The following is a 16,164-nucleotide window of genomic DNA, read 5'->3' on the forward strand; positions in this document are numbered from 1 at the left end:
ACAGGTAACAGTTTTGGAATGGAGGAAATAAATCTTGGATAATCAAGATGGGAATGCTGATAAACGTAACCAATCGCAAGGGCATTCTATTATTAAGTGGGTAGTTACTATTTTGGCAGTGGTGGTTGTGGCAACTGGATTTGTATTTTATCATTATTTCTCAGATGCTTTAGAGCCTTTAAATCCAGATAGCAAACAACAAATTCAAATTAATGTGCCAGAAGGATCGTCAACGCGCCAAATTGGTTCTATTTTACAGGAGAAAAAGGTTGTTAAAAGTGGTGCGATATTTGATTATTATGTAAAATCACATAACTTAACTGATTTTAAGGCTGGTTATTATGTTTTAAAGCCTTCGATGAGTCTTAATAAAATTGCCACTAACCTTCAAAAGGGTGGTAGTGCAACCCCTGTGCTTTTGGGTAAGTATGTGCTAATCAAAGAAGGCGAGACCATTGACGAGGTTGGAAAATCAATTGGTAAATCATCTGACTTTAGTCAAAGCCAATTCATTGCGCTTATGAAAGACAAATCATTCATAAATAGCCTTTATAAAAAATATCCTGAATTATTAGGATCGGCTATGAAGGCTTCAAATGTGCGTTATCGACTTGAAGGCTATCTTTACCCTGCAACGTATTCACTTGGAAAAAAGACAACGTTAAAAGCAGTTGTTGAACAGATGGTTGCTAAAGAAAATGCAATCTTAGAACCTTACTATTCTAAGATTAAAAAAGAAAAAATGTCTGTTCAAGAAATTCTTTCTTTAGCTGCTTTGGTTGAACGAGAAGGTAATACAACCAGTGATCGAGAAAAAATTGCCGGTGTTTTCTTGAATCGAATTGATGCTAAAATGCCACTCCAATCTGATGTCTCCGTATATTATGCTGTGAAAAAGGCTTTTGGATCTGATTTAACTAAAACTGATTTAAAGAGTGACTCTCCTTATAATTTGAGGGCCAAAAAGGGTTATGGACCAGGACCAGTTAATAACCCAAGTAAGGATTCAGTTTTAGCAGTGCTTCATCCCAAGGCACGAGATAAAAATTATCTCTATTTCGTTGCGAACTTAAAAACAGGAAAGGTTTATTTTTCAGCAACCTATGATGAGCATTTAGCAAATGCTTCAAGTCAGGACCCAAGTAATAAATAATAAATGAGGGCAATTTTATGAAAGTACAGAAAAAGCGTCCTGTTCTAATCGGAGTTACGGGTGGATCAGGAAGTGGAAAAACAACTGTTAGTCGAAAGATTTATAACAATCTTTCGGGACATTCCATCATGACCATTCAGCAAGATTCCTATTATAAGGATCAGGCTGATATGAGCATGGAAGAACGTGCGGCAGTTAATTATGATCATCCGTTGGCTTTTGATACCGATTTACTGATTCATCAATTAAAACAATTGTTAAACTATGAAGCTATTGAAAAACCGGTTTATGATTATACAGAATTGACTAGAAGTAGTGAGACAGCTCATCAAGAACCACGGAATGTGATTATTTTAGAGGGAATCTTGATTTTAGATGATCAGCGTTTGCGAGACTTGATGGATATTAAAGTTTACGTTGATACCGATGATGACATTCGAATCATTCGCCGCATTGAACGAGATATTAAAGATCGAGGTCGGACACTTGATTCAGTTATTACGCAGTATTTAGCGACGGTAAAGCCAATGTTTCATCAATTTGTGGAACCCACGAAACGATACGCAGATATAATTGTGCCAGAAGGTGGCGAAAATACTGTTGCTATTGATCTGTTAACGACTAAAATCAAAGATATTCTTTCTCAAGAGGGACGTGATAACATCTTTCGTGAGGATTAGTGTTTACAAGGCGATTACTTCATGGTACTCTAAAAGCCGTTATATTTTCATTATAAATAAGAGGTGTCTATAAATGGCAAAAGAAAAAACGTACCCGATGACAGAAGCGGGCCGAGAAAAATTACAAAAAGAATTAAGTGAATTAAAAACAAAAACACGTCCAGAGGTAATTGAGCGTATTAAGATTGCAAGAGGTTTTGGCGATTTATCTGAAAACTCAGAATACGAATCTGCTAAAGATGAGCAAAGTATGGTTGAAAGCCGAATTAGTACAGTTGAGCAGATGTTACAGAATGCCGAAATTATTGATAACAATGCAGTAGATGAAGACGTCGTTTCTTTGGGGAAAGTCGTTGAGTTTAAGGAACTTCCAGATGAAGATCCTGAATCATACACAATTGTTGGGGCTGCTGAGGCTGACCCAATGTCAGGCAAGATTTCAAATGATTCACCAATTGCTAAAGCCTTACTAGATCATAAGGTGGGCGATGAAGTTGTTATTTCCACTCCCGGTGGCGATATGCACGTTCAGATCTTAAAAGTTAGCGTAAGCGAATAAGATTAGTAACCAAATAAAAACCGCAAAACTAGGAAATCTAGTTTTGCGGTTTTTTTGGTTTTAATGGCGGTTTTTCTTTATCCACCAGAAGTAACCCATAACGATGATTAAAGCAATAACGCTGACAATTAATCCGATAAACAAGTAAGGTGGCCAATAAGTTAGCACAACATGGTGAGTACCCGCAGTTAACTGAATGCCACAAAATGTTTTAGCAACTTTAATTACTTTTACGGACTTGCCATCAACCTTTGCGTGCCAGCCTTTACCATAAGGAATCGTAGTCATTAAGAACCGGTTTTTCTTAGTAACAGTGATTTTTCCAGCAATTTTGTGACTATTATGGCTTGTTACTTTTAAAGGTGATTCGTTAAGATTTTGTTGTAACTTAGTAAATTTATTCTGATTCAAGCGGTACAAGGTAAAGTTTTCTAACCACAAGTTCATCTTTTTGAGTTGAATTTTAAGTGTAACTGTTTTGCCCTTACTATGATTGGCAAAGTTAACAACGACTGTATTCCGGTAAGGTGAGTACTGCGTAAGTGGTTTTCCATCGACAGTGAAAGTTGCATTGTCTGGATTCAAATCTTGTCCAAAAGTTAAGTAATAGGCATCATTAGTAGGAGGGGTGAATCTAAAGGTAACAACTCCAGGTTTGGAGAGATTATTTTTTTTCAACACACTTCCTGTTAATTTAGTGGTTTGATTAATATTTTGGAAAATAACCTCATTAAAATTTTGAGAGGTAAATAACTTAGACTTTGTTTGGCCAGCTAAACTGCCATATAACTGTGATTGATATTGAATGGGATCCAATTTGCTGCCATTGAAATCCTTAACTGAACTAGAAGCACCAAAGCCAATTGAAAGGGCGTAGGGGTTCTTGTACGTTTGAGTCAAACTATCTTGGCCAATTAATTTGTAACTGCTTAGATCGGGCTTAAACGTTAATGCAGGCAACGTCGCATTGGCTGTTGAAGTTGCCGATGAGCCTAGTTGGTTTGAATCAATATTTTTGGACCAATATTTCATACCTAATAAACTGTCTGTAATCAGGGTTCCGTTGGAGTAGGTAACGAAACCATCGCCATCAGGTTGCCCAATTTTTTGCATAAAATTGGGGATTTGGGTTTCGAACGTAGAACTAAAATGTGAGCCACCATTGAAGGCAGCCTGCATAGCATCATCTTTTGTCCGCATGTAGGTTTTCCCAATTCGGTAAAAACTGGTATCTTGCTTTTGAATTTTACCGATTGTTTTATCTAATTCAGTTGTATAATTTCCAAATTCTGATTGCGAAACAAAAGAAATATTATTTAGTGACAAACAGGCGTTTACGAATACATCCAAAACAATGATTATTGTGATGAGCCAACTAAGGGCTGGCTTTTGACGAAGAAGGATGTACGAGAGTAATCCCAATGCCGCAAACAAACTTCCGATAATTAACTGGTTTTGGTCTACATAGTTTTTAAACGTAGAGAGGTTTAACCACAAATAGATTAAGCCAATCACTAAAATTGCTGCTGAAGTTAGCAGTGCCTTTGGGTTGAAGGTCGGTTTCGAAAATAAATAGCGAGCCGTTAGAAAAATCATCCAAAAACAGACAATGAAACTAAAACGGTAAGGATACCACCAAGGAAATTGCATGGCGTGCCAAAAAAGATTTAAGGGTTGAAAACATAACGATAAGAACAAAAACAAAGAAATGATTGCAGCGGTAATTCGTTCCCGCAGTTTTATGTTTGCACTGGTAAAATATAAAATAAACCCAATCATACAAAAGGCCCCAATAAAAATATTTGGAAGACCACTAGGCATTTGCTGGAAGTTAAAAGTCCCAGGCAAAAATTTACTAAGCATTTTAAATGGGAAATAATCAAATTTTAATTTGACACTTGTTTCTGTATATTGGGCCTTACTTTGTGTCAAAATATAAAAAGTGGGCATCAAAATCCAAGAGGCAAACCCACCCGATAGCAAGGCACCACTTACAAATCGTTTGCTAGCTGTGAGAATATCGTGAAATGAGGTATAATAACGAGCGCTGTCAAAAATAAAATACAGGATACAGAAAATACATATCATGTATGCCATATAATAATTAATAATTAGCATTAAGCTCAACCATAAAACAAACCAGCGGATTTTACCGTCTGTGAAAATGCGGTCAATTCCGAGGATGATTAGTGGGAGAAAAATAGGAGCATCTAACCAAATCAAATTTAATTGGTTGGCAATAGAAAATCCCATTAATGCATAAGCAGTGGCTAATCCTGGAACAAGCCAATTTGTATGTGGATAAAGCTTTTGCAATAAGATCGCAAATGTTAATCCAGCAAAAGCATACTTAAGGATTGTAATGATAAAAATGCCGGTTGTAATGGACTTCCCCGGGAAGAAAAGCAGGATAAGATTGAAAGGGCTCATTAAATAGTAAGCCCAGGTTCCAGTCATATCACCGCCAATTGCTTTTGAAAAGGAGTAGAAAAAAGCCGTTGGATCGTGTAAGATCGTGTGCCGAAAATAGGCAAAAAGATCTACATATTGTTGACCTAAATCAACTGTTAATAGACTACTTGGCCCAAAGGGAGCCATTTTTCGATAAATAAAGTAGCTGGACATCAATAATAAAGGAATCAAAAAGCTAACTATAAGCTGTTGTTTCCGTGAGCCAATAAGGTGTTTGGTGTTGTGTAAACTAGTTCTTTGCATCATGTTCCTCTTTTCCCAAATTGCTTTCTTTAGCATACCACATTGACTAAGATAATCTAAAAATGTGAACAAGTTATAGAAGCAATTTGATTTTTTTGTTAGAATAGTCTCAGCAGTGTGAAGGAGCTTGAAATTTTGAAATCAAAAAAAACTAGTACTAAGGTTCATAAAAATAAATCAGAATTGCCTTTTCGACTTCATCTAATTTTTGGAATTGTTGTTTTTTTGTTAGTTTTGCTTATTGCGAGGTTAGCGTATTTACAAATTTTTAACGGTTCTAAATATGTGGCTGATGTTGAACGAACAGATACAACGATCGAAACAAGTAATGTTCAGCGAGGGATGATTTACGATTCAACAGGAAAAGTGCTGGTAGGTAATGAATCTCACCAGGCTATTCAGTACACAAAGGGTGTTAATGTTTTATCCAGTACCCTTCGCCAAACAGCAGAGCGTTTAGGAAAATATCTTACGGTATCTACTTCGACACTCTCTGATCAGGATCAGGCTGATTATTATTTGGCTAACTCGAAGAATTTGGAAAAAACTGAAAATAGCTTTAAAAATCATAGTGATTATAGTACCAAGGCTTTATACAGCATGGCAGTAAAAAAAGTCGCTAAAACGGTTACTCTTGATAAAACTGAAAAAAATGCTGCACAGATTTTTAGTTTAATGAACGGTGCTTACGAATTATCGACGGTCTATCTAAAAGAATCTGGGGTTACAAATAAAGAAATCGCAGAAATCGGTGAACATTTATCTGAATTTCCAGGTGTAAAAGTGGGCACGAGCTGGTCACGAGATTATCCAGAAGGAAACTCAATTAAAAGTGTTGCCGGAACCGTTTCAAGTGCCAAAACTGGTTTGCCAAGTGATGAAGTTAACATGTTGTTAGCACAGGGTTATTCACGTAATGACAGTGTCGGACAAAGTTACCTTGAAAAGGAATATGATCCTATTTTAAAGGGAACAAAGTCACAAACGCGAGTTGACGTTAATGGTAACAATACAATTAAAAAAGAAGTTAAGCAGTATGCAGGGAAGAAAGGTGATAATCTTGTTCTCTCCATTAATGCTGCCTTCCAAAAACAGGTTCAATCTGATACGAAAACTGCCGTTTCATCAGCTGGTGGGGAATCTACTGGTGGTTATGTAGTGGTAATGAATCCGAATACTGGAGCAGTATTAGCTTTGGCTGGTGTCGATCGAAATCCAAACACAGGAAAAGTAACAGATAATGCACTTGGGACAATTAATGAACCAATTGTCATGGGTTCTGTTGTCAAAGGAGCAATGGTTACTGGGGCCTTGATGGATGGCGTAATTACCCCAACAAATAGTACATTAACAGATAAACCAATTAGACTAGCTGGTACAGGATCTAAATCATCATGGTTTAACAAGAGTGGGGGCCAAGATATTAGTGTAGATGCTTCGACTGCATTGGAAGTTTCTTCAAACTCTTACATGATGCAATTAGCCATGAAAGAAGGCGGATTTAAGTATTCGCCAGGGGCAGGGTTAACAATGGGGACTGGTGTGTTCTCTAAGATGCGTGGCTATTTTGAGCAGTTTGGGCTCGGGACGGATACGGGGATTGATATTCCTGGAGAATCTGCTGGATATACCGGACCAAGCAATCACGCAAACATTGGTAAGGCACTTGATTTGGCGTTTGGTCAGTATGATGCATATACAACGATTCAAGTGGCCCAATATATTTCTACCATTGCTAATGGCGGATATCGAATTGCACCGCACGTTGTGTCACAGATTAGAGGAACGAATGGCAATGGTGGATTAGGCAAGTTACAAGAAACCATCCAACCTAAAGTTTTGAATTACGTAGATGATACGGCTGCTCAAAAGAAAGTTGTGACAAAGGGGTTGTATGATGTTGTTCACGGAACAAATACGTATAAAACTGGTGGAGCTCTTGCAAGTATTAGTCCAGAGATTTCTGCAAAAACAGGTACAGCTGAAACGACTACCAATGGTAAATCAACCGTTACACTGAGTTTGGCATCTTATGCGCCTTCAAAGAATCCCAAAGTAGTTGTTGCAGTTGCAATGCCAGGGTTGGGTGAAAGTGCTGAGAGTAACAATATTGACTTGGCAAAGAAAGTTTATTCAGCATACTGGAAAACGGTTCAAGATAAATCTGCGATAAAGGATACAACTAAATAAAGGCAATGGTTCTAAGCATTATAGTATTTTGAAATGGTTCAAAATCAGTTTTATTTTCGTTTAAAAACCGCAAAAAAATTAATTTAGTTGTTTGAATGTATGAATGATACTTGCGTCAGAATACCAAATTGTGGTATCATATTTTAAGTTGAGGGCGCAACGCCCATCAGAACTTATAGTTGGGAGGTTGGAGCTATGCGCGTACACATTACATTAGAATGTACAGAATGTCATAATCGACAGTATCTATCAAGCAAGAACAAGCGTAACAATCCGGATCGTATGGAGTTAAATAAGTATTGCCCACGTGAAAGAAAGGTTACATTACATCGCGAAACCAAATAAGGTTGGAACAAAATGGTCGAATTTTGCTCCGATCTTTTTTATTTTAAAAAAATTTAATAACCCCACAATTTGAGGTGATCTTTATGCAACCAGAAAAGAAAAGACAACGCCAGATTCAATTGAGTCGTCTTCAGGCAATGTCTAAAGAACAAAAAAATCAAGAGGAACTAGCGCTATATAAACAACTATTTGTTAGTGAAGAATGGCAACATGCAAAATCTATTGGCGTGACTTTGAGTGGGGCGGCTGAGGTTAATACACAACCTATTATTGAACAGGCAAAACTTGAAAATAAAGAGATTCTAATTCCTAAAACCTTACCCAAGTGGCAAATGGTGTTTAAAGAATTAACTGATGAGACGAAATTAGTGAAAAGTAAATTTGGAATTTTAGAACCAGACAATCGTGATAATTTTTCAAAATCAAATATTGATTTAATTTTGGTTCCTGGATTAGGATTTGCAACGGATAGCCATTTTAGATTAGGATTCGGCGGTGGTTATTATGATCGATTTTTAAGTGATTATCGGGGTGAAACTGTAAGCTTGGTACTTAGTGTGCAACGCTTCGAGCGAGCTGTTTGGCCTGTAGAAGCACATGATATCAAAATCAAGAAGTTACTCAATAGCGAGGCATAAATATGCAACAAAAATTACGACGTTGGAATCAATATCCATATATGACTATCGGACTAATTATTATTAATTTTATCGTTTTTGGTTTGATGACGATAAGTGGTGGAACCGAAAACACTCAAAATCTTTTGAAATTTGGGGCCATATTTAAACCGCTTGTTCTTCAAAATGGTGAGTGGTGGCGATTAATCAGTGCTATGTTTATTCATATTGGGATTACCCATATTGTGTTGAACATGGTCACTTTATATTTTATAGGGCTGCAAATTGAAAAACTTTTTGGTCATTTTAGATTTTTAATAATTTATTTTGTTGCGGGTATTTTTGGAAATTTAGTGAGTTTACTTTTTGGTAATCCGTTAGCTTTGTCTGCCGGTGCAAGTGGGGCAATTTTTGGCTTATTTGGTGTTTGGTTAATGTTGGGAGAATCTTTTCGTCAGAATCCGTATATTCGATCAATGGCTCGCCAACTTGGTCTATTTGTAATTTTGGCGCTGGTTTCTAGTTTGATGGAGTCAGGCATTGATGTTTACGCACATGTAGGTGGCATATTAGCTGGATTTTTAGTTGGTTATCTTGTTGGGGTACCCAAAATTGGTAAAGTGGACACGGCTAAGCGAATTATTGCCAGTGTGACCCTAGTTGCCTTATTCGGCGTTGCAATTTGGATTTTGTTAACACAATAGCGTTTGCAAAATAACGTTTACAAATTTATTTTTTTCTGTATAATTAATTGGGATGATGTTATGAAAACACTTTATGATGTGCAACAGTTGTTAAAAAAATTTGGTATTTTTGTTTATGTCGGAAAACGACTATGGGATATTGAATTAATGAGCATTGAATTAAAACATTTACACGATGCAGGTGTGGTAGAAGACCAGACCTATATTAAAGCAGTCATGGTTTTGCGACATGAACATCATTTAGAAGAGGTTCACGAAAAAGAACCTAACAAATTATTATAATATTGGAGGAAATGAATAATGGATCGTAAATTGGTCGGAGTTGACCTTGGTGGAACAACAATTAAGTTTGCTATCTTAACAGACAGTGGCGATGTTCAACAAAAATGGAGTGTGGAAACTAACATTTTAGATGAAGGTAGCCACATCGTTCCAGATATTATCGAATCAATTAATCATCATTTATCACTTTATAATATGGACAAATCACAGTTTATTGGGATTGGTATGGGAACACCAGGAACGGTTGATCGGGATGCAGGAACTGTTGTTGGAGCCTATAATCTTAATTGGAAGACAACTCAACATGTTAGAGATGAAGTTGAAGCTGGTACTGGGATTAAGTTTACTATGGACAATGATGCCAACGTTGCCGGACTTGGCGAACGATGGAAAGGTGCTGGCGAAAATGGACAAGATGTTTCGTTTGTTACCTTAGGAACTGGAATTGGCGGCGGATTAATTGCCGGTGGCGAATTATTACATGGAACAGCTGGTGCTGCCGGTGAAATTGGTCATGTAACTGTTGAGCCTAACGGTTACTTGTGCACATGTGGCAAACGTGGTTGTTTGGAGCAATATGCATCCGCAACCGGGGTTGTTCATGTTGCGCGTGACATGGCAGAAGAATTCTCTGGTGATTCCGAATTGAAACGGCAAACAGATGATGGACAAGATATTACATCTAAGCTGGTTTTTGATCTTGCAAAAGGCGGGGATGCTTTAGCAATTCGAGTAGTTGATAAGGTTTCTTATTACTTAGGATTAGCTTTAGGAAATCTTGCTAATACGTTGAATCCAGAAAGCATTGTTATTGGTGGTGGTGTTTCTGCTGCTGGTGATTTTCTTTTAAACCAAGTTAATCATTATTTCCAAGAATTTACATTTACCACAGTTCGTAACTCAACAAGTTTAAAATTAGCACGTCTGGGTAACGATGCCGGAGTTATCGGTGCGGCTTCATTAGCATTAAGCTTTGAGTAAACATTTGGATTAGACCGGGCTTGGATTTCTCCAAGGTCGGTTTTTTTATTACTTTGTGGACTAGGCAAAAGCGTAAATTATGTGTAGAATAAATATGAATGACATAGGAGGAGAATAACGTGGTATTAGGTACAAGTTCAACCGCTAGTATTATTGTAAACACAATTCTAATTATTTTGATTGCTGCTTATTTGGTGTATCAAGGATACATTGTTTGGAAACGAAATAAAGTAGCAAAAATGCTTGATGAAGATGATTTTCGTGAGGGAATGCACAAAGGTCAAATCATCGATTTAAGAGAAAAAAAGGATTTTGATGCAGGACATATTTTGGGTGCTCGTAGTATCCCATATGCAACTTTAAAAACTCGTTTTCAAGAAGTCCGTCCTGATTTACCGGTTTATATTTATGACCAAGGGCGCAGTTTAAGTTCACGAGCAGCTTTGTTTCTTGCTAAAAAAGGATATAAAGAACTCTTTATTCTTCACTACGGTTTCCAACGTTGGAATGGAAAAACTAAAAAAAGAAGTTAATTAAATCGAGGTAAGGAAGTGTTGAGGTGAAATCCTTGGGCTGTCTTTATCTTTTTTTTAACAGTATTTTCTGTTAATCTAAAGCCATAATAAAAAGGACTGCAATAAGGCAGCCCCTGTACAGATAATTATGAAAATTAACCATTATGTGCTGAACGTTGCTTGCGCATTGCACGTTTACGATTTTCAGCAGCACGATTTTCTTGATCTTCAATGGGTTGAACGATTACTTTGTGGAAGGTATAGAGGATAGCAGCGCCAGCCCCTACAACTGAAAAACTACCAACGATAAATCCTTTAGCAAAATTTTTCATTTTTGAAACCCCTTTCTATCTTTAATTATCTTTATTATGACTTTTTTTGACCAAAATATCCAGTAAATTACATGAATGGGAATGATTTTATGTTAACAAAGATTATTGCTCATCGTGGCAGTAAGGGAGTTCGTCCAGAAAATACCCTTGTATCGTTCGAAAAAGCCATTGATGAGGGCGCTGATGGGATTGAGACGGATGTCCACATGTCTAAGGATGGTCACTTGATCATTATGCATGATGAGACGGTAGATCGAACAACAGATGGGACCGGTCGTATTTTTGATAAGACACTTGCAGAATTAAAACAATTAGATGCAGGTAGCTATTTTGGATATGAATATTTGGGAACTCGAATTCCCACTTTGAATGAAGTTGTTCAATTTTTAATCAAAAAGAACTTTACTGGTTTATTTAATTTGGAACTCAAGACTGATAAAATTCAATATCCAGGTATTGAAGAAAAAGTTTCGAACTATATGAGCCAACAAGAAGTTCCTTTTCAAATTGTTTATTCTAGTTTTCACCCACAATCATTAGTTAAGATGCACGCTTTGAATCCTAATATTGAATTTGCAAGTTTATTTAAGGTTCAAACCAAATTTGCTCGTAAATTTTATCGGAGTCGGTTAGTGAAAGATTGGCACCCTGACATTCGTTGGGTAAGGGCTCATCGTTTTTTCCTACCTCATGTACAATTACGGCCGTGGACTGTAAACAGTACGGACGATATGCGTTATTGTTTTAAGCGTCGTTTTGATGGCATTATAACCGATTATCCGGGGCGAGCTAGTATCATTCGGAGATCAATTCAAGGTGGATAAAATGGAAAAAGTATTAGCAATTATTGGACCTACTGCGGTTGGGAAAACAAGCTTATCGTTGGATGTGGCAAATCGATTCAATGGAGAAATTATCTCCGGTGATTCTATGCAGGTATATCGACATTTAGATATTGGCACGGCTAAAATTTTACCAGCTGAACAAAATGGCATAAAACATCATTTGATTGATATTCGTGACTGTGACCAGCGATTTTCTGTATCTGATTTTAAACAGAATGCGGCAGAACAAATTACTCAGATTGCGGCAAGAGGTCATTTACCGATCATTGTGGGTGGAACGGGGTTTTATTTACAAGCTCTGCTTCAAAATTTATCACTCGGTAGCGACACCTATGAACCAAACGAAAGTGTACGTAATAAGTGGCATGCGTTTGCACAAGCCCATTCACAGGCTGAACTATGGGAGCAACTGAAGCGAGTTGATCCTAAGGCTGCTGAAGGGATTCCTCCTAATAACGAGGTACGAGTAGTAAGGGCACTAGAAGTTTTTGAAAAAACTGGCCACCGTTTTTCGGATCAGCAAGATGTTAAAAAAAGTCCCTATAATGCACTTTTAATTGGATTAAATACAGAACGAAGACTATTGTATCAACGGATCAATCAACGAGTTGATCTGATGGTAAAGGCGGGTTTAGAGAACGAAGCCAATCAGCTTTATAAACTGGGTGGTGTAAATTTACCGGCTGGAAAAGGAATTGGTTATCGAGAATGGTATCCGTATTTTGAAAACCAAATTTCTAAAGATGAAGTTATTGAAAAAATAAAACAAAATTCACGACACTATGTAAAACGACAATTGACTTGGTTTCGAAACAAGATGCAAGTGAATTGGTTTGATCTGGTTCAACATCCAGAAGAAAAAACGCAATTAATTGCCAAAATAAAAAAATGGAATGGAGACCAGTAGGTATGAAGTGGACAGATGGTTTGGATAAGAAACTTGTAACTTGGGTTAATGAAGTCGATAAACAAATTGCTCCTAAATTACATGAGATTGATGAACAAGTTCTTTTTAATCAAAAAAAAGTTCTCGATGCGTTTCGTAAAGAAAAAGTTTCTGAAGAGGAATTAAATGGATCAACGGGATATGGCTATGATGATAGCGGTCGGGATGCATTAGATGCCGTTTATGCAGATGTTTTTAAAACAGAGGATGCCATGGTTCGTCCACAAATAATATCTGGTACACATGCCATCAGTACCGCGCTATGGGGAATGCTTAGACCGGGTGATAAATTACTATATGCAACCGGAATGCCATATGACACGGTTCAAGAGGTAATCGGAATAACTGGTGAGCCTAATGCTGGATCTTTGAAGGACTTTCAAATAAAATTTGATTATGCTGAGCTAAATGAAAAAGGTCAGTTTTCTGAAAAAAATGTACGTGAGAAACTCACCGATGATGTGAAAGTTGTTGCCATTCAACGGTCACGTGGATATGCCACTCGAGAAAGTTTCACCGTCTCTCAAATTGCCGAAATGATTCGCTTTATAAAAGGACTTAAGCCGAATGTAAAAATATTTATTGATAATTGCTACGGTGAATTTTCTGAAATTAGTGAACCAACAGAGTTTGGAGCTGATGTCATGGCTGGCTCACTTATTAAAAATGCTGGTGGTGGTTTGGCCAAAACGGGTGGCTATATTGTGGGCAAAAAAACATTGATCACGCAAATTGGTAACCGGCTTACAACTCCTGGTTCTGGTAAAGATGAGGGAGCTACGTTGAATACTTTAGCAGATATGTTTCAAGGATTTTTTCAGGCTCCCCATGTTACAGGTGAAGCAATTAAGGGTGCAATTTATGAAAGTGCCCTTTTGGAAAAATGTGGGTTGGATGTTAGTCCAAAGTGGGATGCACCACGGACTGATCTGATTCAAACCGTTAATTTTGGGAATCCTGATTCTATGATTAAATTTGCCGAGGCGGTTCAACACTATTCACCTATTAATTCCTATGTGGATCCAGTACCAAGTGAGATGGGTGGCTATGATGATAAGATTATTATGGCTGCAGGAACCTTTGTTCAAGGAGCTAGTGTTGAATTCTCAGCTGATGGCCCATTACGCAAGCCGTACACGCTTTATATACAGGGTGGACTCACATATGCTCATGTTAAAATTGCAACTACTGAGGCCGTTTCTCAGCTATTCTTTTAGAATGTGATCTCATGTCATAAAACGTGACATGAACCGTTGACTTTAAATTCTTTCATTGATAAACTGTACTTGTTTTTGAATGAGGAGGGTTGTCATGAAAGAAAAAGAACTTCAGCGATCGCGAGCAGTTTTACCAATTGGTACAATTATGAAACTGACTGAATTGACAGCGCGCCAAATTCGTTATTATGAGGCTCAGAGTTTAATTTTACCAGTTCGTAGTGAAAGTAATCGACGATTGTATTCGCTAAACGATATTGATCGTTTACTTGAAATTAAAGATTATTTGACCGAAGGATTTAATATGGCTGAAATTAAGCGTGTTTATGAAAAACAGGCCAGTCGGCGTCAACAGGAGCATCGAAAACTGACTAAACCAGTGTCTGATGCTGACTTGCTAGATGCGTTACACAATGAGTTTTTGACAGTTGGTGGACTCAAACATGATGGCGGAGCTTTTTCCAATTGATAATCAGTCCCGAAAATAAGAATAGGAGCGATACAGATGGCAAAGCGACAATATACCAAAGATGAGATTCACAAGATGGCAAAAGAAGAAAATGTCCGTTTCTTAAGACTAATGTTCACCGATTTATTTGGAACAATCAAGAATGTGGAAGTGCCTGTTAGTCAGTTAGACAAATTACTTGATAATAAGCTGATGTTTGATGGATCTTCAATTGACGGATTTGTGCGCATTGAAGAAAGTGATATGTATCTTTATCCTGATCTTTCAACATGGATGGTTTTCCCATGGGGTAATGAACATGGAAAAATTGCTCGAGTGATTTGTGAAGTTTATACACCTGATGGAAAGCCTTTTGAAGGCGATCCGCGAAATAATCTAATTAGGTTGCTTAAAGAAATGCGTGAAGCTGGATTTACTGACTTTAACATTGGACCAGAGCCCGAATTCTTCTTGTTCAAATTAGATCCCGCAACAGGCAAACCAACAACTAACTTAAATGATAAGGGTAGTTACTTTGATTTAGCACCAATGGATCTTGGCGAAAATTGTCGTCGTGATATTGTTCTTGAACTTGAAAATATGGGCTTTGATGTTGAGGCTTCTCATCATGAAGTGGCACCAGGACAACATGAAATTGATTTTAAGTATGCTGATGCATTGGCAGCGGCCGATAATATTCAGACCTTTAAATTGGTTGTTAAAACAGTGGCTCGTAAGTATAAATTGCATGCGACATTTATGCCGAAACCTTTGGACGGCATTAATGGTTCTGGAATGCATCTTAATATGTCATTATTCCATGATAAGGGAAATGCTTTTTACGATGAGAACAATGACTTACAGTTATCTCAAGAAGCATATTGGTTCCTTGGTGGTCTGTTGAAACATGCTCGAAACTTTACTGCTATTTGTGATCCACTTGTGAACTCATACAAACGATTAGTTCCTGGATTTGAAGCTCCAGTTTATGTAGCTTGGTCTGCAAGTAATCGTTCACCATTGATTCGAGTTCCAAGTAGTCGTGGACTTTCTACTCGTTTGGAGTTGCGAAGTGTAGATCCTTCCGCAAATCCATATTTGGCAATTGCGGCAGTCTTAGAGGCAGGTCTTGATGGAATTCGAAATAAAATTGATCCACCAAAGTCAATTGATCGCAATATTTACCGAATGAATGAAAAAGAACGTAAAAATAATAATATTATTGATTTACCTTCAACTTTGCATAATGCTTTGAAGGCTCTTGAAACTGATGAAGTTATGGAAAAAGCGCTTGGCTCACATATTTATCAAAGCTTCCTTGAAGCAAAGAAATTAGAATGGGCTTCTTATCGTCAACAAGTTACTCAATGGGAACGTGATCAATACCTTGAGCAATACTAAATCACAAAATTAAATTAAAATGATCAACTGATCAATACCGTTATGACACGATAGATTAGTTGGTTATTTTTTTCTAAAAAAAAGGACAAATTATTTAAAAGATTTCAAAGAATTTCCAAAGTGGGCATGTATTTTAAGCGATTTCTGTTAAACTTTAATTATGATAGGAAAAATTTTTTGTTGATTAGCTAATTATTTGGTACATTAGAGGTAATCAATAATGTAAGGTGAACT

17 protein-coding genes are annotated in these 16,164 nt (G+C 37.2%); 15 read left to right on the forward strand and 2 right to left on the reverse strand.

Going from position 1 to position 16,164, the window contains the following annotated elements:
- Positions 1-31 precede the first annotated feature (31 nt).
- From mltG to greA, 3 genes are all read left to right on the forward strand, one after another.
- The gene (gene mltG, locus ADU73_RS08655) at positions 32-1,153 is read left to right on the forward strand and encodes an endolytic transglycosylase MltG (protein ID WP_046871642.1); all 1,122 of its coding nucleotides are present in this window, start codon (positions 32-34) and stop codon (positions 1,151-1,153) included.
- 17 nt (positions 1,154-1,170) lie between these two features.
- Positions 1,171-1,833, forward strand: a complete 663-nt coding sequence (gene udk / locus ADU73_RS08660; RefSeq protein WP_062913395.1) for a uridine kinase — start codon at positions 1,171-1,173, stop codon at positions 1,831-1,833.
- Positions 1,834-1,906: 73 nt separating this feature from the next.
- The gene (greA, locus tag ADU73_RS08665) at positions 1,907-2,392 is read left to right on the forward strand and encodes a transcription elongation factor GreA (protein ID WP_046871644.1); all 486 of its coding nucleotides are present in this window, start codon (positions 1,907-1,909) and stop codon (positions 2,390-2,392) included.
- A gap of 60 nt (positions 2,393-2,452) precedes the next feature.
- Here greA and ADU73_RS08670 read toward each other — a convergent pair whose 3' ends face one another.
- Positions 2,453-5,107 (reverse strand): YfhO family protein, encoded by a 2,655-nt coding sequence (locus tag ADU73_RS08670; RefSeq protein WP_046871645.1) that lies wholly within the window; start codon positions 5,105-5,107, stop codon positions 2,453-2,455.
- 135 nt (positions 5,108-5,242) lie between these two features.
- Here ADU73_RS08670 and ADU73_RS08675 point away from each other — a divergent pair, with 135 nt between their 5' ends.
- From ADU73_RS08675 to ADU73_RS08700, 7 genes are all read left to right on the forward strand, one after another.
- The gene (locus ADU73_RS08675) at positions 5,243-7,297 is read left to right on the forward strand and encodes a penicillin-binding transpeptidase domain-containing protein (RefSeq protein ID WP_145930498.1); all 2,055 of its coding nucleotides are present in this window, start codon (positions 5,243-5,245) and stop codon (positions 7,295-7,297) included.
- A gap of 195 nt (positions 7,298-7,492) precedes the next feature.
- A complete protein-coding gene (rpmG, locus tag ADU73_RS10355; protein WP_080945532.1) occupies positions 7,493-7,642 on the forward strand; it encodes a 50S ribosomal protein L33 in 150 nt (49 codons plus the stop codon).
- 83 nt (positions 7,643-7,725) lie between these two features.
- The gene (locus ADU73_RS08680) at positions 7,726-8,280 is read left to right on the forward strand and encodes a 5-formyltetrahydrofolate cyclo-ligase (protein WP_046871647.1); all 555 of its coding nucleotides are present in this window, start codon (positions 7,726-7,728) and stop codon (positions 8,278-8,280) included.
- A 2-nt stretch (positions 8,281-8,282) separates the two neighbouring features.
- Positions 8,283-8,963 carry a rhomboid family intramembrane serine protease gene (locus ADU73_RS08685; RefSeq protein ID WP_046871648.1) on the forward strand — a complete coding sequence of 227 codons (681 nt, stop codon included), beginning with the start codon at positions 8,283-8,285 and terminating at the stop codon, positions 8,961-8,963.
- 60 nt (positions 8,964-9,023) lie between these two features.
- Entirely contained in the window at positions 9,024-9,245 is a 222-nt protein-coding gene (locus ADU73_RS08690; RefSeq protein ID WP_046871649.1) for a YqgQ family protein, read from the forward strand.
- An 18-nt stretch (positions 9,246-9,263) separates the two neighbouring features.
- Positions 9,264-10,226: an ROK family glucokinase gene (locus ADU73_RS08695; protein ID WP_046871650.1), complete on the forward strand. Its 963-nt coding sequence runs from the start codon at positions 9,264-9,266 to the stop codon at positions 10,224-10,226.
- Between the two features lie 119 nt (positions 10,227-10,345).
- Positions 10,346-10,759, forward strand: coding sequence for a rhodanese-like domain-containing protein (locus tag ADU73_RS08700; RefSeq protein ID WP_062904201.1), 414 nt, complete (start codon positions 10,346-10,348; stop codon positions 10,757-10,759).
- A 137-nt stretch (positions 10,760-10,896) separates the two neighbouring features.
- Here the strand turns inward: ADU73_RS08700 and ADU73_RS10360 are convergent, their stop codons facing one another.
- A complete protein-coding gene (locus tag ADU73_RS10360; RefSeq protein ID WP_080945533.1) occupies positions 10,897-11,073 on the reverse strand; it encodes a DUF3042 family protein in 177 nt (58 codons plus the stop codon).
- A gap of 89 nt (positions 11,074-11,162) precedes the next feature.
- Here ADU73_RS10360 and ADU73_RS08705 point away from each other — a divergent pair, with 89 nt between their 5' ends.
- From ADU73_RS08705 to glnA, 5 genes are all read left to right on the forward strand, one after another.
- Entirely contained in the window at positions 11,163-11,897 is a 735-nt protein-coding gene (locus tag ADU73_RS08705) for a glycerophosphodiester phosphodiesterase (protein ID WP_046871652.1), read from the forward strand.
- A gap of 1 nt (position 11,898) precedes the next feature.
- On the forward strand, positions 11,899-12,825 hold the full coding sequence (gene miaA, locus ADU73_RS08710) for a tRNA (adenosine(37)-N6)-dimethylallyltransferase MiaA (RefSeq protein ID WP_062913397.1): 927 nt from the start codon (positions 11,899-11,901) through the stop codon (positions 12,823-12,825).
- 2 nt (positions 12,826-12,827) lie between these two features.
- Complete coding sequence (locus ADU73_RS08715; protein ID WP_046871654.1) at positions 12,828-14,081, forward strand: methionine gamma-lyase family protein; 1,254 nt, start codon at positions 12,828-12,830, stop codon at positions 14,079-14,081.
- A gap of 94 nt (positions 14,082-14,175) precedes the next feature.
- Positions 14,176-14,550 carry a MerR family transcriptional regulator gene (locus ADU73_RS08720; protein WP_046871655.1) on the forward strand — a complete coding sequence of 125 codons (375 nt, stop codon included), beginning with the start codon at positions 14,176-14,178 and terminating at the stop codon, positions 14,548-14,550.
- 36 nt (positions 14,551-14,586) lie between these two features.
- Entirely contained in the window at positions 14,587-15,930 is a 1,344-nt protein-coding gene (glnA, locus tag ADU73_RS08725; protein ID WP_046871656.1) for a type I glutamate--ammonia ligase, read from the forward strand.
- Positions 15,931-16,164 lie beyond the last annotated feature (234 nt).

The organism is Pediococcus damnosus, from assembly GCF_001611155.1.
GTDB classification, from domain to species: Bacteria; Bacillota; Bacilli; order Lactobacillales; family Lactobacillaceae; genus Pediococcus; species Pediococcus damnosus.